The organism is Streptomyces sp. R11, assembly GCF_041051905.1.
In the GTDB taxonomy this organism is placed as follows: domain Bacteria; phylum Actinomycetota; class Actinomycetes; order Streptomycetales; family Streptomycetaceae; genus Streptomyces.
On sequence record NZ_CP163432.1, the window covers coordinates 4,960,839 to 4,982,084 of the forward strand.

Genomic DNA, 21,246 nt, shown 5'->3' on the forward strand with positions numbered 1-21,246 from the left:
GCCTACGAAGGGAGGCACCAAGACGGTCATGGCAGAGCGCGCGTTGCAGTCGCCCCAGATGTCGGTGGAAGAGTTTGAGAGGATCGCCGCGTTCGCGGCCAAGGAGACCGACGACGCCGTCAGGTTGGAGTTCATCAACGGACGGATCGGGGTCAAGAAGGTGGCCGATGGTGACCACAACAGCGTTGTCGTGTGGTTGAACGAGCGCTGTATGCGTGCGAGGCCCGATCTGGATGGGTACCAGGGACAGGGTCTGAGGGTGGAGAAGTATCGCGAGGGCCGGGCCATCCCTGACGCGGTCGTAGTGCCCGAGGACTATTTCGCCGGACATGGCGAGTGGGCCGACCCGAGCGGCGTGCTGCTGGTGGTCGAGGTCACGTCGTTCGACTCCGACACCGACAAGCGCGATCGCAAGGAGAAACCAATTGCATACGGCGCCGCAGGTATCCCGTTCTACCTGCTGATCGACCGAGACGCGTGCAGAGCCAACCTCTACAGCGATCCGGTGCCTGAGGTCGGGTACGGCAACTGTCGCACAGTACCTTTCGGAGACACGCTCGCCCTGCCCGAGCCCCTCGGTATCGACCTCGACACCGAGAAGCTCAAGCAGTACGTCGACTGATCCGACCCGTCACGTCGTCATGTCCCGCCGCCGCAACCCCGCCAGCCCCCCGGCCACCAGCGCCACCGCGAGACCGGTGAGGACCAGCACCGGCCCCCACTCCATCCCCCCACCAGGCAGCTTCGGCAGGTATCCGAACGGGGACAGGTCCAGGACCGCCTGCGGAACATCGAGCGCTGGGCCCACCCAGCCGATCAGCAGGATCGCGCCGGCCACTCCCCACGCCGCCATCGCCGCGCGCGGGAGCAGGCCGTACAGGAGGACCGCCAGGCCGCCGACGACCCAGACCGCGGGGAGTTGGACGAGGCAGGCGCCCAGGATCGGGCCGAGCTGTCTGCCGTAGCCGACGGCGAAGCCGAGGCCGGCCAGGAGCATGATCAGGGCCGAGCCGGCGAAGGCGATCACGAGGTGGCCGGCCGCCCAGCGCAGGCGGCCCACGGCGTTCGCCAGGATCGGCTCCGCCCGCATCGACGTCTCCTCGCCGTGCAGCCGCAGGACGGATGCCACCACGTACAGGGCGGCGATCAGGCCGAGCATGCCGACCATCGAGGCGAGGAAGGCGTCGGTGATGCCGGACTGGCCTCCCATCCGCTGGAAGATCTCGCGCGCGTTCTCGTTGTCGCCGACCAGGTCGGCCACCCCGTCGGTGAGCCCGCCGTAGATGACTCCGGCGAGGAAGAAGCCGATGCTCCAGCCGAGCACGCCGCCGCGCTGGAGCCGCCAGGCGAGCGCGCCCGCCGTGCCGAGGCGGCCGTCGGCTGGCCCGGGCCGGGCGGGCAGGAAGCTCATGCCGACGTCCCGGCGCCCGGCGAGTTCGTACGCCACCGCCCCCTGGACGACAGCCGCCCCCGCGAACAGCAGCAGGACCCACCAGCGCTCGTTCGCGAACGGTCGCAGGTTCTCCAGCCAGCCCAGCGGTGACACCCACGTCAGCGCCGACGACCCGTCGTCCGACGCCGAATCGCCCGCCGCGCGCAGCACGAACGCGGCGCCCACCAGCCCCGCCGTCAGCCCCCGCGCCAGCCGGGCGCTCTCCGTGAACTGGGCGACGATCGCCGCGAGCGTGGCGAAGACCATGCCGACCCCGGCGAGACCGAGCCCGAACGCCGGCGCGCCGGACGCGCCGTGGCCCGCTAGGCCGGCGGTCACCAGCACGGCCAGTACGGCGTTCGCGACCGCCGCTGTCAGCAGCGCCGCCGTCAGGGAGGCCCGCCGGCCCACCATCCCGGACGCCACCAGCTCCTGGCGGCCGCTCTCCTCCTCGTCCCGGGTGTGCCGTACGACGAGGAGCATGCTCAGTACGGCCGCGAGGGCGCCCGCGTACACGCCGACCCGCCAGGCCGTCAGGGCGCCGATCGAGTCGCCGAAGACCGGGCCGATCAGGGCGCGGAAGGAGGCGTTGGCCGCGGTGTCCTGCACCAGGTCGGCCCGGTCGGCCGGGGTGGCGTACAGGTTCTCCAGGGTGTTCGGCATGGAGAGGATCATCAGCGCGTTCACCGCCACCCAGACCGGGATCATCACCCGGTCGCGGCGCAGGGCGAAGCGCAACAGCGTGCCCGTACCGGCGAGTTGGCGGGTGCCGCCGCCGGTCCGTACGGCGAGGTCCCCGGTCGTCGTGGTCGCCGTGGTCATCGGGCCACCTCGCTCACGTCGGCCTGGTAGTGGCGCAGGAACAGTTCCTCCAGCGTCGGCGGCGTCGAGGTCAGTGACCGTACGCCGGACTCGCTGAGCGACCTGAGGACGGCGTCGAGCTTGTCGGTGTCGACCTGGAGGCGCACGCGGTGGCCCTGACCCCTCTCAATTGACTGAATGGCGAGGTCGTGGACGCCCGGCAGGTGCGCCAACCCGTTGGGCGGGCCGGCCAGTTCGGCCGTGACGCTGGTCCGCGTCAGATGGCGCAGGTCGGCGAGGGAGCCGCTCTCGACGGTACGGCCCTTGCGGATGATGCTGACCCGGTCGCAGAGTTCCTCGACCTCGCTGAGGATGTGCGAGGAGAGCAGGATCGTACGGCCGCGCTCGCGCTCCTCCTCGACGCAGCGCTGGAAGACCTCCTCCATCAGCGGGTCCAGGCCGGACGTCGGCTCGTCGAGGATCAGCAGGTCGACGTCGGAGGCGAACGCGGCGACGAGGGCGACCTTCTGGCGGTTGCCCTTGGAGTACGTGCGGCCCTTCTTCGTCGGGTCCAGCTCGAACCGCTCGATCAACTGGGCCCGGCGCTGCTTGTCGAGGCCCCCGCGCAGCCGGCCGTACAGGTCGATGACCTCACCGCCGGACAGGTTCCGCCACAGCGTCACATCACCCGGCACGTACGCGATCCGGCTGTGCACCTCCACCGCGTCCGTCCAGGGGTCGCGGCCCAGTACCTGCGCACCGCCCGAGTCGGCGCGCAGCAGGCCGAGCAGGACGCGGATGGTGGTCGACTTGCCGGCGCCGTTGGGGCCGAGGAAGCCGTGGACCTCGCCGGTCTCGACGTCCAGGTCGAGGCCGTCGAGCGCATGCGTCCTGCCGAACGACTTGTGCAGTCCGGAGACGGTGATTGCCTTCGTCATGCTTCAGAACGTACGCTTCTTTCAGAAATTTGTGAAGTTAAGGAAGCGTAGAAACCCTCGATAGGATGGGTGCATGACGGAATCAGTCGGCGCAGGGGCAGACCGGGACGCGGAGACCGTGTCGAAGTTCGTGGAGTCCTTCGCGGCGCAGCTCGTCGAGGCCGGGATGCAGCGCATGGCCGCCCGCGTCTTCGCCGCGCTGCTCTCCTCCGACAAAGGCTTGCTGACCTCCGCCGAACTGAGCGAACAGCTCCGCATCAGCCCCGCCGCGGTCTCCGGTGCGGTGCGCTACCTGTCCCAGACGCACATGGTGACGCGCGAGCGGGAGCCCGGCTCGCGCCGCGAGCGCTACCGGGTGCACGGCGACCAGTGGTACGAGGCCCTGACCAACCGCGAGGCCGTGCTCAAGCGGTGGGAGGTGGCCCTGCGCGAGGGCGTCACCAGCCTCGGCGCCGACACCCCGGCCGGCCGCCGGCTGGCTGAGACGCTCGCGTTCTTCGAGTTCGTGGAGACCGAGGTCGCGGCGATGATGGAGCGCTGGCGGGCCCACCGCGAGAAGGCCTTCGGCCAGGGCTGACCCGCCCGGCTCTTCGCACCCTCGGCGACCGCGTCCGCACCCCGCATGCCCGCCGGCCGGCTCACCGCCCCGGCAGCATCAGCCGCAGCCCGCCCTCGCCCACGGTCCACGTCCGTCTGCGTACCGGCCCGGAGACCGCCGTGTCGGCCCGGTAGCGGAAGTGGGCGCCCGAGACGGTCACCGTGCGGCCCTCGGCGCGCAGCGGTGAGGCCTCCGCGCCGACCGAAGCGGGGCGCACCTCCACCTCGGCCACCCCGGCGAGCCCCGGCACCACCGACACCGCCTCGACCGGCTGGTCGAGGTCCACCAGCGTCGTCCCGTCGACCTCGACCCGCAGCCGCGACGGCCCGGACGCGGCAGGGGCGGTGCCGCGTGCCGGTACCAGGGTCCGTACGAGCGACTGACACGTCCGCAGCCAGGGCCGCCCCGCCATCGACCCCACCGCGGTGGCCCCGGCCGGCGCGGCGGGGTCCCGTATCGGCGGGATCCGCAGCGCGCCCAGCACCACCCCGTCGCTGTCGTCCACGAGCAGGTCCAGCCGCCGCTCCGCCCCGTCCAGCACCGCCCGGGCCGCCGCCACCGCCCCCATGGGCACCCCGAGGGATCCGGCCAGGGCCAGGACACCGCCGACCGGCACCACCGACAGCACACATTCGGCCAGCTCCCGCTGCCGATGCAGCACCGTCACCGCACGCATCAGCGCCCGGTCGTCGCCCACGACCACGGGCCGCCGCGACCCCCGTCGGGTCAGCGCCCTGGCGAACTCGTCGTGATCGTCCGGCAGGCAGACCTTCGTCGCCGCACCCGCGCTGAGCACGTCTTTCGCGATCCTGACGGACTCCCCGTCCGTCCTCCGAGCAACCGGATCGATCACCACCAGCAGCTGATCGGACGTCGCGAAAGTCGCCACCTCGGCCATGCCTCGCTTCCTCGGGTAGCATCTTTGTGCAAGAGCCCCTTGCGCTATTGCGCCAGGGGCTTCGTCTATTCCGGGGCATCCGGTCCGACGGTTCGCGGCCAACGACGGTCGCGTCCGGTCGAGGTGTACACGGTGGAAGACCTCCGCGTACACCCCTGACCTTGGACATGCCCCGCCCGGAAGGGGTGTACGCGCGTGCCCGCACTTGTGCTGCTCGGTGCTCAGTGGGGTGACGAAGGCAAGGGAAAGGCGACGGACCTGCTAGGCGGCTCCGTCGACTATGTGGTGCGCTACCAGGGCGGCAACAACGCCGGCCACACGGTAGTCGTGGGCGATCAGAAGTACGCCCTTCACCTGCTCCCTTCCGGAATCCTGTCCCCGGGGTGCACCCCGGTCATCGGAAACGGCGTCGTCGTCGACCCGTCGGTCCTGTTCTCCGAGCTGAACGGGCTGAACGAGCGCGGCGTCGACACGTCGAAGCTCCTGATCAGCGGTAACGCTCACATCATCACGCCGTACAACGTGACGGTGGACAAGGTGACGGAACGCTTCCTCGGGAAGCGGAAGATCGGGACGACCGGCCGCGGCATCGGCCCGACCTACGCGGACAAGATCAACCGCGTGGGCATCCGGGTCCAGGACCTCTACGACGAGTCGATCCTGACCCAGAAGGTCGAGGCGGCCCTCGACGTCAAGAACCAGGTCCTCACCAAGCTCTACAACCGGCGCGCGATCGCCGTCGACCAGGTGGTCGAGGAGCTGCTGGGCTACGCCGACAAGCTCGCGCCGTACGTCGCCGACACGGTCCTCGTCCTCAACCAGGCCTTGGAGCAGGACAAGGTGGTCCTCTTCGAGGGCGGCCAGGGCACGCTGCTCGACATCGACCACGGGACCTATCCCTTCGTCACGTCCTCCAACCCCACCGCCGGTGGTGCGTGCACGGGCGCCGGCGTGGGCCCCACCAAGATCAGCCGGGTCATCGGCATCCTCAAGGCGTACACGACGCGCGTCGGCTCCGGTCCCTTCCCGACCGAGCTCTTCGACGAGGACGGCGAGGCACTGCGCCGCATCGGCGGCGAGCGGGGCGTGACGACCGGCCGTGACCGCCGCTGCGGCTGGTTCGACGCGGTCATCGCCCGGTACGCGACCCGCGTGAACGGTCTGACCGACTTCTTCCTCACCAAGCTGGACGTCCTGACCGGCTGGGAGCAGATCCCGGTCTGCGTGGCGTACGAGATCGACGGCAAGCGCGTCGAGGAGCTCCCGTACTCCCAGACCGACTTCCACCACGCCAAGCCGGTCTACGAGATGCTGCCCGGCTGGTCCGAGGACATCTCGAAGGCCAAGTCGTTCTCCGACCTCCCGAAGAACGCCCAGGCCTACGTCAAGGCACTGGAGGAGATGTCCGGCGCCCCGATCTCCGCGATCGGCGTGGGGCCGGGCCGGGACGAGACGATCGAGATCAGCTCGTTCCTGTGAGTCGAAGAGGGGCGCCCGCCGGGCGCCCCTCTTTCTCCTGATGGAGCAGTGAACGGGCGGAACGTGCAGGGTGCCCATAGCGTGACGTCGTACGGCTCAGCCACGACCGGAACGAAGGTGTGTCATGCGCGTGCTGCTCAAGGCGAATATGGACACGGAGAAGGGGAACGAGGCGATCCGCGCCGGCAAGCTCCCCCAGGTGATCCAGGAGTTGATGGAGAAGGTCAAGCCGGAGGCCGCCTACTTCACCACCGAGCACGGGCTGCGCACGATGTTCCTCTTCTTCGACCTGAAGGAACCCTCCCAGATGCCGGTGATCGCCGAACCGCTGTTCTTCGAGCTGGGCGCCAAGGTGGAGTACACGCCGGTGATGAACGCCGAGGACGTCCAGAAGGGGCTCGCCCAGCTGAAGGCCAGTTGATGGTCAGCTGAAGACGATCATCGACCCCTGCGCCAGGCTCCGCGTCGCCGCCGCGTGCAGTCCCAGCCACACGTGCCGTTCGCGGGCGAAGGGGCTCGGGTCGTAGGGGGCGGGGACCGCCGGCTCCTCCAAGGACGTGGGGGAGAGCGGGGGTTGGGGCGGCGCCGGGGGGTTGGCCGGGTCGATGCCGATGACCTGGGCCACGAACTCCAGCTCGCGCAGCAGTGCCTGGGCGGAGCCCAGGGGGCCGCCGCCCGCCAGGAGCTCGTCGTTGGCGAGCGGGTTCGGGAAGTCCACGGGGACGTAGGCGCCCGCGTGGTCGTAGTGCCAGACCAGGTGTGACTGCTGGGCCGTCGTCTCGAACATCTCCAGGAGCTGTTCGTAGTCGCCGCCCAGGTCGTCGACCGGGGTCACCGGGAGGCCGCAGACCTGGAGCAGATACGCGCGGCGCAGGAAGTGCAGGGCGTCGTAGTCGAAGCCGGCGACCGGGGCGACGTCGCCGGACAGGCCCGGCATGTACTGGTACACCGGCACCGGCGGCAACCCGGCCTCGGCCAGCACCTTGTTGTATTGCGCGAGTTCTTCGGCGAACGGGTTGTCGGGGGTGTGGCACAACACGTCGACGAGCGGTACCAGCCACAGGTCACAGGCCAAAAGAGGGCTCCTCACACAGCGGTCACACGGCGTGGCAAACACGTAGCACAGTGGGTAGCACGGTGGTCAGGGAAGGGTAATCGGTGCGGGTCCGGGGCGGACCCCCTCATGCCGGTCTTCGTGGGGCTCTTCAAGGGCGGTTACGGGGCTTCCCCTGCAAGTCCCCGCTCATGCAAGTCCCCGCTCGTTCAGGTCCCATACCCACACTCCGTCCACCCACCTCCCCGGACCGCCCACCAGCTTCTCCACGGTCTCACGCAGCGCACCGTCGTTCGGCTGCGAGGCCGGCCTCGGTCTGCCGGTGCAGCGCCTCCGCGTCGCCGGGATCGGGCAGCGGCACCGGCACGAGCGACTCGCCCTCGCGGACGTACGACGTCCAGGTCCCGTCCGCGACGAAGGCGGATACGGGGGTCCTGTCGGGCGGTGACGAGATCGCGGGTGGTGTCGCCGGAACCGTCGTCGGCGACGACGATCTCCCAGCCAGCCCAGCGGGGGTCGGTGCTGCCGAGGTCGGTGAGGTGGGCGGTGATGGCGTCGAGGGTGCGCGGGAGGCGGGCCTGCTCGTTGTAGGCGGGGATGACTATGGAGAGGGCTGGGGGGTCAGCGAGGCCCTGGGGGTGCTGGGGGTCCTGAGGGCTCTGCAGGTTCCGCAGGTTCTGCGGATCAGGGGTCTCCGGCACGTCGGGAGCCTTCGACAGCTCCCGCTCGTGCGTCATCCGGCCGCCAGTCGCTCGATCAGGGCGAGGGCGTTCGCGTCGTGGTCGGCGATGATCGATTGGGCCGTGGGCAGGTCGCGGCGCATCAGGGCGTCGACCAGTTCGGTGTGCCGGGACCACAGGTGGCCGCGCAGATCGTCGATGCGGCGCAGATGCTGGACCGCGCAGACCCAGGACTGCACGCGCAGCCGGTGCAGGAAGTCGGAGAGGTACGGGTTGCCGAAGAGGGCGCCGAGTTCACGCCAGAAACGCAGGTCGTAGCCGATGAGGACGGTGAGGTCGCCGGCGGTGGCGGCGCGCTGCGCCTCTTCGGCGCGGCGGCGTACCCCGACGGCGGCGGCGAGGACGCGCGGGTCGTCGGGGTCGCGGTGGCCTGCCCGGTCGGTGGCCAGGACCTGGAACATGCCGTCGGTGACCAGGCCGCGGGCCTCGATGATGCCGCGGTAGTCCGCTACGGAGTACTCGTGTACGCGGAAGCCGCGGTGCTGGTCGGCCTCCAGGAGGCCCTGCGCGGAGAGATCGACGAGTGCCTCGCGGACCGGGGTGGCGGAGACGCCGTACTGGTCGGCGATCTCCTTGACCGTGAACTCCCGGCCTGCCTGCAGCCGCCCGGACAGTACCTCGTCGCGCAGAGCGTCCGCGATCTGCTGCCGCAGGGTGCTGCGGGTCACGGAGCCGTTGCCGCCGGTGCCGGTGCCGGGCATGGTGAGGGCGTCTCCCGTCGTCGCGATGAGGTGGCGTGCGCATGTATGTCTACGAGCACGCCACCTTACGCGTTCGGCTTCCGGGTGGGATTCCCGTGACGGCGCCGACTTTTCGCCCCCGCCGCCCCTGCCCGTCCCGTCCCTGGGGGCTGCGCCCCCAGACCCCCGCTGTCGGCCTGAACGGACTCGTCCTCAAACGCCGGACGGGCTGGAATACCGGCCTCCTGGCCGACCGAGGGGGGTGGGCGGATGGGAGGGTGAGCAAACCCCCCGGACGCCTACTGCACGTACCCGTCCGCCACAGCCAGCGCAGCGTCCAGCGCGGCCAGCCCCTCCTTCAGTTCCGCCTCGGTCACGTTGCACGGCGGCACGACGTGGGTGCGGTTCATGTTCACGAACGGCCAGATGCCCCCGGCCTTCGCGGCGGAGCCGAACGCTGCCATGGGGGCGTTGGCCTCGCCCGCCGCGTTGTAGGGCACCAGGGGCTCGCGGGTCTCGCGGTTCTTGACCAGCTCGATTGCCCAGAACATGCCGACGCCGCGGACCTCGCCTACGGAAGGATGACGTTCGGCCAGCTCGCGCAGCGCGGGTCCGACCACCTCGGAGCCCAGTCGGGCGGCGTTCTCGACGACACCCTCCTCGGCCATGACGTTGATCGTCGCGACGGCGGCCGCGCAGGCCAGCGGGTGCCCGGAGTAGGTCAGACCGCCGGGGTACGGACGCTTCGCGAAGGTCTCCGCGATGGCCCCGGAGATGGCAACGCCGCCCAGCGGGACGTACCCGGAGTTCACGCCCTTGGCGAAGGTCATCAGGTCGGGGGTGACGTCGAACAGGTCCGCCGCGAACCACTCACCGGTCCGCCCGAACCCGGCCATGACCTCGTCCAGGATGAAGACGATCCCGTACTTGTCGCAGATCTCGCGGACGCCCGCCAGGTAGCCGGCCGGCGGAATCATGATCCCGGCCGTACCGGGAACCGTCTCCAGGATGATCGCGGCGACGGTCGACGGGCCCTCGAAGGCGATCGTCGTCTCCAGGTGCTCCAGCGCCCGAGCGCACTCCTGCTCCTCGGTCTCGGCGTAGAAGCGGGAGCGGTAGAGGAAGGGCGCCCAGAAGCGCACGACACCGGCCGCGGCGCTGTCGGAGGCCCAGCGGCGCGGGTCGCCGGTGATGTTCACGGCCTGCTGCGTACCGCCGTGGTACGACCGGTACGCCGACATCACCTTCGGCCGCCCGGTGTGCAGCCGGGCCATCCGTACGGCGTGCTCCACGGCGTCCGCGCCGCCGTTGGTGAAGAAGATCTTGTCCAGGTCGCCCGGCGTTCGCTCGGCGATGAGCCGCGCCGCCTCGGACCGGGCCTCGACGGCGAAGGCGGGCGCGAAGGTGGTCAGGTGTGCGGCCTGCTCCTGTATCGCGGCGACGACCTTCGGGTGCTGGTAGCCGATGTTCGTGTAGACGAGCCCGCTGGTGAAGTCGAGGTAGCGATTGCCGTCGTAGTCCCAGAAGTACGACCCCTCCGCACCGGCGACGGCGAGCGGGTCGATGAGTTCCTGAGCGGACCAGGAGTGAAAGACATGCGCGCGGTCCGCGGCCTTCACGGCGGCGCCGACCTCGGGATTTGGCTGAGGGGTCATGCGCCCGAGCGTACGGGTGGGCGCTTCGGGCGCGATATCGGCGTCCTGTCTGTGGTCGGTGGGTTTCCGCGACAGGTTGTCGACGCCCGTGCGGCCCGTGCCCCCTCACAGACATTGACAGTAAGCTGTCCAAGTGACAGGATATTGTCATCTTCGAGGTCTCCAGGAGGAGCCATGAGCAAGCCCGTATACCTCGCCGTCTACAACACCCTGGCCGACTGGGAGCCGGGTCACGCCACCGCGCAGCTCGCCCGCGCCGGATACGGGATCCGTACCGTCGGCCCGACCCGGGAACCCGTCACGACCGTCGGCGGCCTGCGCGTCCAGCCCGACCTGGCCCTGGACGACGTACGGCCGTCCGACGCGGCCCTGCTGATCCTCCCGGGCGCCGACCTCTGGGACACGGGCGACGAGCTCGCCCCGTTCGCCCGCAAGGCGCGGGAGTTCCTCGATGCGGGTGTCCCCGTCGCGGCGATCTGCGGGGCGACGGCCGGGATGGCGCGCGAGGGGCTGCTCGACGACCGGGACCACACCAGCGCGATCTCCTTCTACCTGGCGGCGACCGGCTACGGCGGCGGCGAGCGGTACGTCGAGGCCGACGCCGTCACCGACGGCGGGCTCGTCACCGCCGGCCCGACCGAACCCGTGGCCTTCGCCCGGGAGATCCTGCGGCTGCTGAAGGTGTACGACGACGAGGCCGTCGACGCCTGGTACCGCCTGTTCCACGACTCCGACGCCGAGGCGTACGCCGTACTCGAGAAGGCCGGCGTGCTGTGAGTCGCGAACGCCAGGACCTGCTCAGTCGCAGCGCGCTCGGTGTCTTCCGGCTCAACGGCCAGTTCCTCGCGGTGGCGGAGGAACTGGCCCGGCCGGCCGGGCTGACGGCGGCCTGGTGGCAGGTGCTGGGCGCGGTGGTCGGCGAACCCCTGCCCGTCGCCGGCGTCGCCCGCGCCATGGGCATCACCCGGCAGAGCGTGCAGCGCATCGCCGATCTGCTGGTGGACAAGGGGCTCGCCGAGTACCGGCCGAACCCCGCGCACCGCCGGGCGAAGCTCCTCGCGCCGACCGAGGAGGGGCGCGCGGCGATCTCCAGGATCAACCCCGGACACGCCGCCCTCGCGGACCGGCTGGCCGACGCCTTCGGGGACGCGGAGCTCGCCGAGGCCGTACGGGTTCTGGAACGGTTGTCGAAGGTCCTCGACGGGATCGACGCTCCTGTTACCGAACCGTAGACGCCGCCCCGCTCACCTCCCGGTATGCCGCACTATCGTGGGGCCGTCGCGTAGGCGGGGGCTTGCGTGGGTGGGGTTGGGGGCGTGCGATGGAGAAGCTGGGGTCGGGTGATCCGCAGCGGATCGGGGCTTATCGGCTGCTGGCGCGGCTGGGAGCGGGCGGCATGGGAGACGTGTATCTCGCCCGCTCCGACCGCGGCCGTACCGTCGCCGTGAAACTCGTACGGCGGGAACTGGCCGCCCAGGAGGAGTTCCGGGCCCGGTTCCGGCAGGAGGTGCAGGCCGCGCGGCAGGTCGGCGGGTTCTGGACCGCGCCGGTGCTGGACGCGGACACCGAGGCCGAGGTGCCCTGGGTCGCCACCGGGTATGTCGCCGGGCCCAGCCTGCAGCGGGTCGTCGGGCGCGACCACGGGGCGCTGCCCGAGCGCTCGGTGCGGATCCTGACGGCCGGGCTGGCGCATGCCCTCAAGGACATCCATGCCGCGGGGATAGTGCACCGGGATCTGAAACCGTCCAATGTGCTGGTCACCATCGACGGGCCCCGCGTCATCGACTTCGGGATCGCGCGGGCGCTGGAGACGGTGGGCGGCGAGAGCGGGCTCACCCGTACCGGCGCGCTCGTCGGGTCGCCGGGGTTCATGGCGCCCGAGCAGGTGCGCGGCGACCGGATCACACCGGCGTGCGACGTGTTCTGCCTGGGCTCGGTGCTCTCGTACGCCGCGACCGGCAGGCTGCCCTTCGGCTCCGTCGACAGCGGCGCGCACGCCCTGATGTTCCGCATCGCCCAGGAGGAGCCGGACCTGGAGGGGGTGCCCGAAGGGATCGCCGAGCTGGTGCGGGACTGCCTGCGCAAGGATCCGGGTGCCCGGCCGACGCTGGACCGGATCCTGGAGCGTACGGGGGCCGAGGACACCGTCTCCGGTGGGCGGTCCCGGGACCCGTGGCTGCCGAGTGCGCTGGTGGCGCAGCTGGGGCGGCATGCGGTGCGGTTGCTGGACACGGAGGATCCGGTGGGGCCGGGCGGAGCGGAGGGATCCGTGCGGCCCGGAGGCTCGGAAGGGGCTGCGCGGCCGGGTCCGGCGGAGGGTGGCTCCGGGGAGCCGACCCCCGCGGCCTCGCCCGAGCACGCCCCGGCCGGCGCGACGCCGCCGGACCAGCTCCCGACCGCGGCCGCGACCCGGATCGGGCCGCCGCCGGAGCCGGGTGCCCCGCCCGGCGGCGCCTTCGGGGACGCCGCCGCCCCTGGCGGCACCCCGGCCCACCCGGCCTACGGCTCTCCGCAGCAACACCCGCAGCAGCCGGCGTACGGCTACCCGGAGCCCGGACCGCACTCGCCCTACGGCTCAGCTCCGTCGTACGGCGCCACACCCTCGTACGGCCCGAACCCGCCGTACGGTCACGGGCCGTCGTACGGGCCCACCCCGCCGTACGACGCACCCCTGCCGTACATCCCCGGCGCTCCTCCCGAGGAGCCCCGCCGCAGCGGTCGTTCCACGGTGGTTCTCGTCCTCATCGCGCTGGTCGTCGCGCTCGCCGCCGGCGGTTCGGTGTACGGCCTGATGAACGGCGGCGGTGGGGACGGGGCCGACGGTGATCCGACCGGTTCCCCGACCGTCACGACCGACACGACCGGCTCCGGGGGCGACGACCCGACCGCCGGCCCCACCCCGTCTCCGAGCCCGACCGCCTCGGCGCCGGGGGACGGTGTGATCCCGGCCGGATACCTGGGCAGCTGGACGGCCTCGATCGACAACGCGGGCGGTGCGAACACCCGTCGGCTGACCATCCGGCAGGGCGAGGTGGGCGACACGGTTCTCTTCCTCGTCGCCGACGGTCCCGCCGGAACCGGCACCTACCACTGCGAGTTCGAGGCGGACCTGACCCAGGCGCCGGTCGGGAACGGCCCGTTGGCGATGGGCCCGTCCACCGTGACGGCCGGCGAGCCCGCCACCTCCTGCTCGCCGGGCGACGCCACCCGGATCACGCTGCTGCCGGACGGCAGGCTGGAGCGGGTGAACACGAGCAGCGGGGAGAAACTGACGTACCGGAAGCAGTAGCGGGAACAGTGGCGTGATTCCGGTGAACACCCCTTTCCTGTGGGGTAGTTGAACAAATCGCGAACTTCCTCAGGAGTCGGTCGTTTGTTCCCCTGCGCGCGCGTACGGTGACCCCACCATCCGACTCCGGGGAGTAGCGGGGGCACCCACGTGGAGTGGCTGAGCGCAGAGAACGTCGTGGCCATCGGGACGGCGGTCATCGGCGTCGTCGCGTCCGGTGTCATGGTCTGGTACGAGCGCCGGGTGCCGGGTCGCAAACGGATCGGCTACCGCGTCCAGATGGACAACGCGATCGGCGACGACGTGCGCTCGGGCCGGGAGAACCGGCGTCTGGGCCTGTTCGACGAGGCGCCGGGCATGGTCGACGCCACGCTGGTCCTGCTGCGCATCGAGAACGACGGCTCGCAGACCATCGACCGCGACGACTACACGAGCCCCGAACGGCACGGGCTGACCGCGGTGTTCACCGACCGCACCATTCGCGGTGTCTCGGTCACACAGCCGACCGACATCGACCACATCATGGACCACTTCAGCGCCGACCGCGGCTTCGGGTACGAGGGGAACCGGCTGCGTATCCCGCGGGTGCCGCTCAACCGCGGCGACTACTTCAAGCTGCTCGTGCTGCTCTCCGGCGGTGACGTCGGGCGCGAGATACGGCTGTACGGCGGGATCCGGGAAGGCGAGGTGCACCCCAACCGCAGCGCCACCCCGGACGAGAAGGAGAACGTCTTCAGCCTCCCGGCACGGGTGTTCACCGCCCTGCTCACGGCGTCCGTGCTGGTGCTCGCCGGCATCGTCGTCTTCCGCGACGGCAACCCGATCGAGTGCGAGCGGGGCGGGCTCACGGTGACCGGCTCCACCGCGTTCGCGCCTGTGATCGAGACGCTCGCGAAGGACTACGAGGGCAAGTGCCAGGGCGCCGACATCACCGTCGAGGCGCGCGGCAGCGAGCTCGGTGTCGTCGAACTCGACGCGCTGGCAGGCCGGTCGAAGGACAGCGCGCGCTCTGTGATCGCCTTCTCGGACGGGCCGTCGGGGGAGCGGCTGGGGCTGCGGGGGAAGAAGATCGCGCTGTCGGCCTACACGCTGGTCGCCAACGAAGGGAACGCGTTCGCGGCGGCGGGGTTGTCGCTGCGGCAGGTGCGGGAGCTGTACGCGGGGACGTACACGCGCTGGGGACAGCTGATGTCCGAGGCGGAGCGGGAGACGAAGTACCGCGACCTCGCCGACCTGCCCGTCGTCCTCGTCAGCCGGGGCGACAACTCCGGGACCCGGCAGATCTTCCAGGAGCGGGTGCTGGACGGGCGGTGGGAGAGCGCGCCCAGTACCTCGCTGGACTGCCGGGAGAACGCCTCGGTCGTCGTGCGCTGTGAACTCGCCTCCACCGGCGACGTGCTGAAGAAGGTCGCGGCAGCGCGCGGCGCCATCGGCTACAGCGAGCTCGCCCTCGCCAGGACCGCCGAGAAGGACGGCGTGGCCAGGGTGCCGCTGGACGGCAAGCAGGCCGACATCGACGAGATCGAGACCAACGGCAGCACCTATCCGTATCGCGACGTCGAATACGCCTACACCTACGGCACCCCACGCAACGGGACCCTCGCCGCCAGCTTCCTCGCCTACCTCGACGAGGAGACGAGCCGGCAGGCGATCCGGGACAAGGGGCATGTGCCGTGCCGGCAGGCGATGGGCCTTTGCGAGTGACCGCCGGTGGTTGGGTCCTTTCGGCGCCGGTCCGGGTATTTCAGCCCGTCCGGCGGTTGAGAGGGGTAGAGCCGCTTCAAGGACGGGAAGGGTGGGGGCGGCGGGGGCGAGGGGATGTCACCGGATCTCCGGGGGGCGTTGGCGGGGCATGTTGGGGCGGGTGCCGTTCGTCGGGGAGGCGGGGAAGCGGCCCAAGGCCGTGCCCGTGTCGTGGCGGGCGCCCCCGGCCAGCGCGGAATGGATGCCCAGGGGTGCGGACCCCGTCCGGAACTCCACCATCCAGTCGGCCGTCTCCGCACGGACCAGCTCCGTCACGTCCTCGCAGAACCGCCGCAGCACCCCCAGGCACCGCTCGGCGGCCTCACTCGCCGTCCCCTCGGCCGGCCCCAGAACCTCCCGCACACTCTCCGTCGCCCAGTCGAACTGCAGCGCCTGAAGCCGCCGCTGCACCGCCTGGGCCGTGGCGACATCCCTTATCCACCCGGACGTCAAACCGAAGAACCGGTCGGCCGCGACACACCCCACCGCCAGCAGCAGCGCCAGATACCCCCAGGGAGCCGTCCCGCTCACCGCCCCCGTCACATCCAGCAACGGCAACGCGGCGCCCACGACCGCCCCGGACGCCGCCCCACCCCGCAACACCCGAGCCCCCCGCCGCTTCCACACCCGGTCCGCGAGATACCACGCGGCCGTGTTCAGCGCACCCCGCTCCACCCACCGGTACAACTCGTCCAACCGCACCGCCGGCTCTCCCCAGTCCCCGAGCGGAAAGGCCCGACCCGTCAGATCGCCCGGCCGCAGTCCGGCCGCCCCTTCGCCGCCCCGCCCGTCCTGTGGCGACCTGTCGGGCTGCATCTCCGGCTGAACCACCCGGCACTCCCTACTGATCACGGTGCGTGACCTCACGTACGTCCCGGGTACGACCACCGCGGCGCACGGAACGTCACGCAACACCTGAGGCTGACGCGCCGGACCCTTCCTACCGCCCAATGGGTGGCGAAGAGATGCCTTTCGCCTCTTTTCCGCCCGGAAGAGGGTCTTGATCAGGTATAGGACTCCAGTTCCTCTCACTCGAAAGAGTGCCGGGGCGACGGCTGCCCGGACCACGTAGGCTCGTGCTGAACGGGAAAGCCGTAGAGAGGCAAGGAGCTGATCGTGATCCCCGGTGGTGGCCAGCCCAACATGCAGCAGCTGCTCCAGCAGGCCCAGAAGATGCAGCAGGACCTGGCGAGGGCGCAGGAGGAACTGGCGCAGACGGAGGTCGAGGGCCAGGCGGGCGGCGGCCTGGTGAAGGCCACCGTGACGGGCTCCGGCGAACTTCGGGCGCTCAAGATCGACCCCAAGGCGGTGGACCCGGAGGACACCGAGACCCTCGCCGACCTGGTCATCGCGGCCGTACAGGCGGCCAACGAGAACGCGCAGGCGCTCCAGCAGCAGAAGCTCGGCCCGCTGGCCCAGGGCCTGGGCGGCGGCAGCGGCATCCCCGGCCTGCCCTTCTGACGCCGCGGTCGTTGTCCGGCTTGCCTTCTAAGACGGGCCGACGCCAACTACCGTACGTACCGTAAGGAACCGCAGGACTCAGGAAGGACGGCAGTCCGTTGTACGAAGGCGTGGTCCAGGACCTCATCGACGAGCTGGGTCGGCTGCCCGGCGTCGGTCCCAAGAGCGCGCAGCGGATCGCCTTCCACATCCTGCAGGCGGAACCGACGGACGTACGGCGCCTCGCTCAGGCCCTGATGGAGGTCAAGGCGAAGGTCCGCTTCTGCGCGACGTGCGGGAACGTCGCGCAGGAAGAGCTGTGCAACATCTGCCGGGACACGCGCCGCGACCCGGCGGTGATCTGCGTGGTCGAGGAGCCGAAGGACGTCGTGGCGATCGAGCGGACCCGTGAGTTCCGCGGCCGCTACCACGTCCTCGGCGGCGCGATCAGTCCGATCGAGGGTGTCGGTCCGGACGACCTGCGTATACGAGAACTTCTCGCGAGGTTGGCGGACGGGACGGTCACGGAGCTGATCCTGGCCACGGACCCGAATCTGGAAGGCGAGGCCACGGCCACGTACCTCGCCCGCATGATCAAGCCCATGGGCCTGAAGGTCACCCGCCTGGCCAGCGGCCTCCCGGTGGGTGGCGACCTGGAATACGCGGACGAGGTCACTCTCGGCCGCGCCTTCGAGGGGAGACGACTCCTAGATGTCTGACGCCACGCTGCACGCGACCGAGCAGAACCCTGACGACTTCGCGGTCCAGATCTCGGACCAGATCGAGAGCTTTCTGGTCGCCGTCACGGAGGTCGCGAAGGGCGACGAGCCGGGCTCGACCGTGCCCTTCCTTCTCCTGGAGGTCTCCCAACTCCTCCTGGCCGGCGGCCGCCTGGGGGCCCACGAGGACATCGTCCCCGAGGAGCGCTACGAGCCCGACCTGGGCCCCGAGGCGGACGTGGACGAACTCCGCGAGAACCTCGCCCGTCTGCTGGACCCGGTCGACGTCTACTCCGAGGTCTTCGACCCCTACGAGCCCCGCAAGGCGCCGGTCCCGGCCCGGATCTCCGACGACCTGACCGACGTCATCACCGACCTGCGCCACGGCATGGCCCACTACCGTGCCGGCCGCACCACCGAGGCCCTGTGGTGGTGGCAGTTCTCCTACTTCTCCAACTGGGGCTCCACGGCGTCGGCGACCCTGCGCGCCCTGCACTCGGTCCTTGCGCACGTCCGCCTGGACCAGCCGCTGGCGGAGCTGGACGGCCTGGACACCGACCAGGGCATGGGCGACGAGACCCTGGAGTTCGAGGCCGGCAAGGTGATGGAGCAGGAGATCGTGGAGCCGCTGGGGCTGCGCCCGGCGAAGTAGGTGCTCTGCCGGGTGTGACGCGGGTTGCAGGAGACGGCTTCTGAACCGGCGACGTGGAGTTCCACTCGTCGGCGGGCTCGGCCGTGCGCGGATTCCGGGACGGGGTGTAGCCCGCTCCACCTTCCCTTCGGGAGCGCACTCCCTCGTGGCTGACCTCGGGACACGGGATCGTTGATCTCACCAGGTCAACGGCCGTCGAACCGGCCCCGCCCCGAAGGAAAACCGTCATGAAGGCCCTGCTCTCCTCCCGCCCCGTCCTGTGGTTCCTCTTCCTCTTCAACGCCGTCGTCGCCGCGGCCTCCCCCTTCGTCGTCGACGGCACGCAGGGCGTCATGACCGCCGTCGGCATGGGCGTCGTATCGCTCGGCGCCGGGGTCGAGTTGGCGCGCGGGCGCGGTCGCAAGAGGGCCGCCACTGTGTGATCGGGCGGGCGCGCAGCGTGAGTTGGAGACGTGTTGTCCCGGGCCTGTACGTGCCCTGCACATGCCCTAACCGGCGCCAGGCGAATCTGGAGTCACTTCCACCAGACCCCTGGAGATGCGATGACTCGTCGTTCCACAAGCAAGCGCGTAGCCATTGTCACCGCCACCGCCCTTGTCGCCGTCGGTACCGTCGCCGCCGGTGCCGCGGCCGCCGGGCCCGGATGGGGTGAAGGGAAGCCCGGCAAGAAGCAGATAGCCGCCCTGTTCGACCAGTGGAACAGGACGCTGCAGACCGGAGACCCGGAGCAGGTCGCGGACCTGTACGCGAGCGACGCGGTCCTGCTGCCGACCGTGTCCAACGAGGTCCGCGCCGACCATGCCGCCATAGTCGACTACTTCGAGCACTTCCTCGCCAACAAGCCCGTCGGCAAGAAGATCGAGACGCACATCAACGTCCTCGACAGCAACTCCGTGATCGATGCGGGTACTTACCAGTTCACGCTCACCGATCCCGAGACCGGCGAGAAGAGCGTCGTCAAGGCCCGCTACACGTACGCGTACGAGAAGCGCGGCGGTGAGTGGCTCATCGTCAACCACCACTCCTCGAAGATGCCCGAAGGCTGATCCGCACGGACAGCCCGCCCTCGGGCGCGTCGCCCAGGGTCACCGTCCCGCCGTCGTCGGTCACCAGTTGTTTGACCACGGAGAGGCCGAGCCCCGAGCCCGCGCGCCCGGTCAGGCCCTTGCCACGCCAGAAGCGGTCGAAGGCGCGGGACTTGTCGGTGTCCGACATGCCCGGGCCCTCGTCGTCCACCGACAGCACCACCTCGTCGCCCCTCGGCTCCATCCGGACCGTGATCGTGCCGCCGTCCGGTGACACCTCCAGGGCGTTCGAGAGCACGTTGTCCAGCACCTGTTCCATATGACCGGGGCTGGTCAGCACCAGCAGCCGGCCGTCGGCACTCCCCCTGAGCGCGATGGTGACTCCGCGCTCGTCGGCGGCCGGCCTCCACACCGCGAGCCTCTCCTGCACGATGTCCCCCAGGGCCAACGGCTCGGCCGCGGTGACCTTCGCCTCCGCCCGCGCCAGGACCAGCAGGCCGTTCACCAGGCGGCTCATCCGGACGACCTCCGCGGTCGCCTGTTCCACGTCCTCCTTGACGAACTCGTCGTCCACACCGTCCGCGATGTTGTCCAGCGACAGCCGCAAAGCCGTGAGAGGGGTCCTGAGTTGATGCGAGGCGTCCGCGACGAAGATGCGCTGCGAGGCGATCAGGGTGTCCAGGCGTTCCGCGCCCTGATTGAGGGTGCGGGCGAGTGTCTGTGTCTCCTGCGGGCCGGTGACGGGGGAGCGGGCCGTGAGGTCGCCGTCGCTGAACTTGCTCGCCATGTCGTTGAGTTGGCGCAGCGGACGGGTGAGGCGGCGGGCCACCACGACGCCGATCACGGCGGCCACACCCAGGACGAGCACGGCGAGGACCGCGCGAAAGCCCCAGATCTGCCACAGGCGGCTGGTCATCTCGCCGGTCGAGTACTTGATGCGTACGGCGCCGACGACCGGGCCCTTGTCGCTGCCGCCGGCCGTGGCCCCCTCGTGCGCGGGGACGGTGACGACCAGGGTGTCACCCCAGATGAAGTCGGAGCCCCAGTCGACCGAGGGCTCGCCCGATCGCAGAGCTCTGGTCAGCGCCTCGTCCGCGGTGGGTCGCGGCAGGTCGGCGGCGCAGCCCGCGGTGGCGGTCGCCTGGATCTCGTCCTCGTAGGCGTTGGCCATCTCCTCCAGCGCCTCGCATGCGGCGCTCTCGTCGTTGCCCAGCAGCAGGGCCATGGCGTTGGCCTCGCGCAGGACGGACGCCTTGGTGTCCTCGCGGAGCTGGTCGGTGAGCGTGAACGCCACCGGCACGGTGAACAGGGCGATGGCGACCGCGACGAGCAGGACGTAACTGCGGACGAGCTGACGGATCATGACGTGCCGTCGCCCCCGCTGCTCCCGCCCCCGTCACCCTTGACGATCTCCAGCCGGAACCCGACCCCCCGCACCGCCTCGATCGTGATCGCCCCCGTCAGCTTCCGCCGCAGCGCCGCCACATGCACGTCCAGCGTCTTCGTCGGGCCGAACCAGTTCGCGTCCCAGACCGCCTCCATGATCTGCTCGCGCGACATCAGCGCCCCGGGCTCCTCGGTGAGGAAGGCCAGCAGGTCGTACTCCTTGGGCGCGAGGGCCACCTCCGAGCCGTCCAGGCGGACGCGGGCGGCCTTGCGGTCGATGGTCAGGCGGGGTCCGTAGTGGTCCGGGCCGGTCTCGGCGGACGTACGGGGCTGGGCGCGCCGCATCACCGCCCTTATCCGCGCGATGACCTCGCGGACCCCGAAGGGCTTCGACACGTAGTCGTCCGCGCCGAGTTCCAGCCCGACCACCCGGTCCGTCTCGTCGCTGCGCGCGCTGATCACGATGATCGGGACGTCGCCGCGCTCGCGCAGGGCCTTGCAGACGTCGAGTCCGTCGGTGTCGGGCAGGCCGAGATCGAGGAGTACGACGTCGTAGGGGTCGTCATGACTGAGCGCCGCGCTGCCCGTGGTGACCCAGGCCACCTCGAAGCCGTACCGCAGGAGTCCTCGCCGGAGCGACTCGGCGACCGGTTCGTCGTCTTCCACCAGAAGTACGCGCACAGGGCGAACCATAGTGGTTGAACTTTAAAGACGTCC

The 21,246-nt window shown here is 70.6% G+C and carries 23 protein-coding genes; 13 read left to right on the forward strand and 10 right to left on the reverse strand.

From position 1 onward, the window contains the following. Positions 1-28: 28 nt before the first annotated feature. A complete protein-coding gene (locus AB5J55_RS22990; RefSeq protein WP_369272474.1) occupies positions 29-622 on the forward strand; it encodes a Uma2 family endonuclease in 594 nt (197 codons plus the stop codon). Between the two features lie 9 nt (positions 623-631). Here AB5J55_RS22990 and AB5J55_RS22995 read toward each other — a convergent pair whose 3' ends face one another. Both AB5J55_RS22995 and AB5J55_RS23000 read right to left on the reverse strand, forming a co-directional pair. Beyond that, positions 632-2,254: an ABC transporter permease gene (locus AB5J55_RS22995; RefSeq protein WP_369272475.1), complete on the reverse strand. Its 1,623-nt coding sequence runs from the start codon at positions 2,252-2,254 to the stop codon at positions 632-634. Beyond that, on the reverse strand, positions 2,251-3,171 hold the full coding sequence (locus AB5J55_RS23000) for an ATP-binding cassette domain-containing protein (RefSeq protein WP_369272476.1): 921 nt from the start codon (positions 3,169-3,171) through the stop codon (positions 2,251-2,253). Before AB5J55_RS23000 ends, AB5J55_RS22995 begins: the two co-directional genes overlap by 4 nt. A gap of 73 nt (positions 3,172-3,244) precedes the next feature. Between AB5J55_RS23000 and AB5J55_RS23005 the strand changes: the two genes are divergently transcribed. Beyond that, a complete protein-coding gene (locus AB5J55_RS23005) occupies positions 3,245-3,748 on the forward strand; it encodes a GbsR/MarR family transcriptional regulator (protein WP_369272477.1) in 504 nt (167 codons plus the stop codon). A gap of 61 nt (positions 3,749-3,809) precedes the next feature. Here AB5J55_RS23005 and AB5J55_RS23010 read toward each other — a convergent pair whose 3' ends face one another. Continuing rightward, positions 3,810-4,667 (reverse strand): diacylglycerol kinase, encoded by an 858-nt coding sequence (locus AB5J55_RS23010; RefSeq protein ID WP_369272478.1) that lies wholly within the window; start codon positions 4,665-4,667, stop codon positions 3,810-3,812. Positions 4,668-4,862: 195 nt separating this feature from the next. Here AB5J55_RS23010 and AB5J55_RS23015 point away from each other — a divergent pair, with 195 nt between their 5' ends. Beyond that, complete coding sequence (locus AB5J55_RS23015) at positions 4,863-6,146, forward strand: adenylosuccinate synthase (RefSeq protein WP_369272479.1); 1,284 nt, start codon at positions 4,863-4,865, stop codon at positions 6,144-6,146. A 124-nt stretch (positions 6,147-6,270) separates the two neighbouring features. Next, positions 6,271-6,567 carry a hypothetical protein gene (locus AB5J55_RS23020; RefSeq protein WP_369272480.1) on the forward strand — a complete coding sequence of 99 codons (297 nt, stop codon included), beginning with the start codon at positions 6,271-6,273 and terminating at the stop codon, positions 6,565-6,567. A 3-nt stretch (positions 6,568-6,570) separates the two neighbouring features. On the opposite strand, the gene AB5J55_RS23025 is transcribed toward AB5J55_RS23020, so the two are convergent. The 4 genes from AB5J55_RS23025 to AB5J55_RS23040 form a co-directional block, all read right to left on the reverse strand. Beyond that, positions 6,571-7,221 (reverse strand): hypothetical protein, encoded by a 651-nt coding sequence (locus AB5J55_RS23025; RefSeq protein WP_328425325.1) that lies wholly within the window; start codon positions 7,219-7,221, stop codon positions 6,571-6,573. Positions 7,222-7,409: 188 nt separating this feature from the next. Next, positions 7,410-7,937, reverse strand: coding sequence for a glycosyltransferase family 2 protein (locus tag AB5J55_RS23030; RefSeq protein ID WP_369272481.1), 528 nt, complete (start codon positions 7,935-7,937; stop codon positions 7,410-7,412). Next, positions 7,934-8,641 carry a GntR family transcriptional regulator gene (locus AB5J55_RS23035; protein WP_369272482.1) on the reverse strand — a complete coding sequence of 236 codons (708 nt, stop codon included), beginning with the start codon at positions 8,639-8,641 and terminating at the stop codon, positions 7,934-7,936. The genes AB5J55_RS23030 and AB5J55_RS23035 overlap by 4 nt, the downstream gene beginning before the upstream one ends. A 278-nt stretch (positions 8,642-8,919) precedes the next feature. Further along, the gene (locus tag AB5J55_RS23040) at positions 8,920-10,275 is read right to left on the reverse strand and encodes an aspartate aminotransferase family protein (protein ID WP_369272483.1); all 1,356 of its coding nucleotides are present in this window, start codon (positions 10,273-10,275) and stop codon (positions 8,920-8,922) included. A gap of 174 nt (positions 10,276-10,449) precedes the next feature. On the opposite strand from AB5J55_RS23040, the gene AB5J55_RS23045 reads away from it, so the two are divergent. From AB5J55_RS23045 to AB5J55_RS23060, 4 genes are all read left to right on the forward strand, one after another. Further along, entirely contained in the window at positions 10,450-11,052 is a 603-nt protein-coding gene (locus AB5J55_RS23045) for a type 1 glutamine amidotransferase family protein (protein ID WP_369272484.1), read from the forward strand. Further along, complete coding sequence (locus AB5J55_RS23050; RefSeq protein ID WP_369272485.1) at positions 11,049-11,507, forward strand: MarR family winged helix-turn-helix transcriptional regulator; 459 nt, start codon at positions 11,049-11,051, stop codon at positions 11,505-11,507. The genes AB5J55_RS23045 and AB5J55_RS23050 overlap by 4 nt, the downstream gene beginning before the upstream one ends. Positions 11,508-11,596: 89 nt before the next feature. After that, entirely contained in the window at positions 11,597-13,564 is a 1,968-nt protein-coding gene (locus AB5J55_RS23055) for a protein kinase (protein WP_369272486.1), read from the forward strand. 150 nt (positions 13,565-13,714) lie between these two features. Then, positions 13,715-15,268, forward strand: a complete 1,554-nt coding sequence (locus AB5J55_RS23060; protein ID WP_369272487.1) for a PstS family phosphate ABC transporter substrate-binding protein — start codon at positions 13,715-13,717, stop codon at positions 15,266-15,268. A 117-nt stretch (positions 15,269-15,385) separates the two neighbouring features. Here the strand turns inward: AB5J55_RS23060 and AB5J55_RS23065 are convergent, their stop codons facing one another. Then, on the reverse strand, positions 15,386-16,138 hold the full coding sequence (locus AB5J55_RS23065; RefSeq protein ID WP_369272488.1) for an SLATT domain-containing protein: 753 nt from the start codon (positions 16,136-16,138) through the stop codon (positions 15,386-15,388). A 285-nt stretch (positions 16,139-16,423) separates the two neighbouring features. Between AB5J55_RS23065 and AB5J55_RS23070 the strand changes: the two genes are divergently transcribed. The 5 genes from AB5J55_RS23070 to AB5J55_RS23090 all read left to right on the forward strand — a co-directional run bounded on the left by AB5J55_RS23070 (position 16,424) and on the right by AB5J55_RS23090 (position 19,164). Next, positions 16,424-16,768, forward strand: coding sequence for a YbaB/EbfC family nucleoid-associated protein (locus AB5J55_RS23070; RefSeq protein ID WP_328425310.1), 345 nt, complete (start codon positions 16,424-16,426; stop codon positions 16,766-16,768). 98 nt (positions 16,769-16,866) lie between these two features. Continuing rightward, positions 16,867-17,466: a recombination mediator RecR gene (gene recR, locus AB5J55_RS23075; RefSeq protein WP_030053254.1), complete on the forward strand. Its 600-nt coding sequence runs from the start codon at positions 16,867-16,869 to the stop codon at positions 17,464-17,466. Then, positions 17,459-18,118 (forward strand): DUF5063 domain-containing protein, encoded by a 660-nt coding sequence (locus AB5J55_RS23080; protein WP_369272489.1) that lies wholly within the window; start codon positions 17,459-17,461, stop codon positions 18,116-18,118. The genes recR and AB5J55_RS23080 overlap by 8 nt, the downstream gene beginning before the upstream one ends. Before the next feature lie 227 nt (positions 18,119-18,345). Next, on the forward strand, positions 18,346-18,540 hold the full coding sequence (locus AB5J55_RS23085; RefSeq protein WP_369272490.1) for a hypothetical protein: 195 nt from the start codon (positions 18,346-18,348) through the stop codon (positions 18,538-18,540). Between the two features lie 120 nt (positions 18,541-18,660). Continuing rightward, positions 18,661-19,164: an SgcJ/EcaC family oxidoreductase gene (locus AB5J55_RS23090; RefSeq protein ID WP_369272491.1), complete on the forward strand. Its 504-nt coding sequence runs from the start codon at positions 18,661-18,663 to the stop codon at positions 19,162-19,164. Here AB5J55_RS23090 and AB5J55_RS23095 read toward each other — a convergent pair. Both AB5J55_RS23095 and AB5J55_RS23100 read right to left on the reverse strand, forming a co-directional pair. Then, positions 19,130-20,506 (reverse strand): sensor histidine kinase, encoded by a 1,377-nt coding sequence (locus AB5J55_RS23095; protein ID WP_369272492.1) that lies wholly within the window; start codon positions 20,504-20,506, stop codon positions 19,130-19,132. The genes AB5J55_RS23090 and AB5J55_RS23095 overlap by 35 nt on opposite strands. After that, on the reverse strand, positions 20,503-21,210 hold the full coding sequence (locus AB5J55_RS23100) for a response regulator transcription factor (RefSeq protein WP_369272493.1): 708 nt from the start codon (positions 21,208-21,210) through the stop codon (positions 20,503-20,505). Before AB5J55_RS23100 ends, AB5J55_RS23095 begins: the two co-directional genes overlap by 4 nt. Positions 21,211-21,246: the final 36 nt, after the last annotated feature.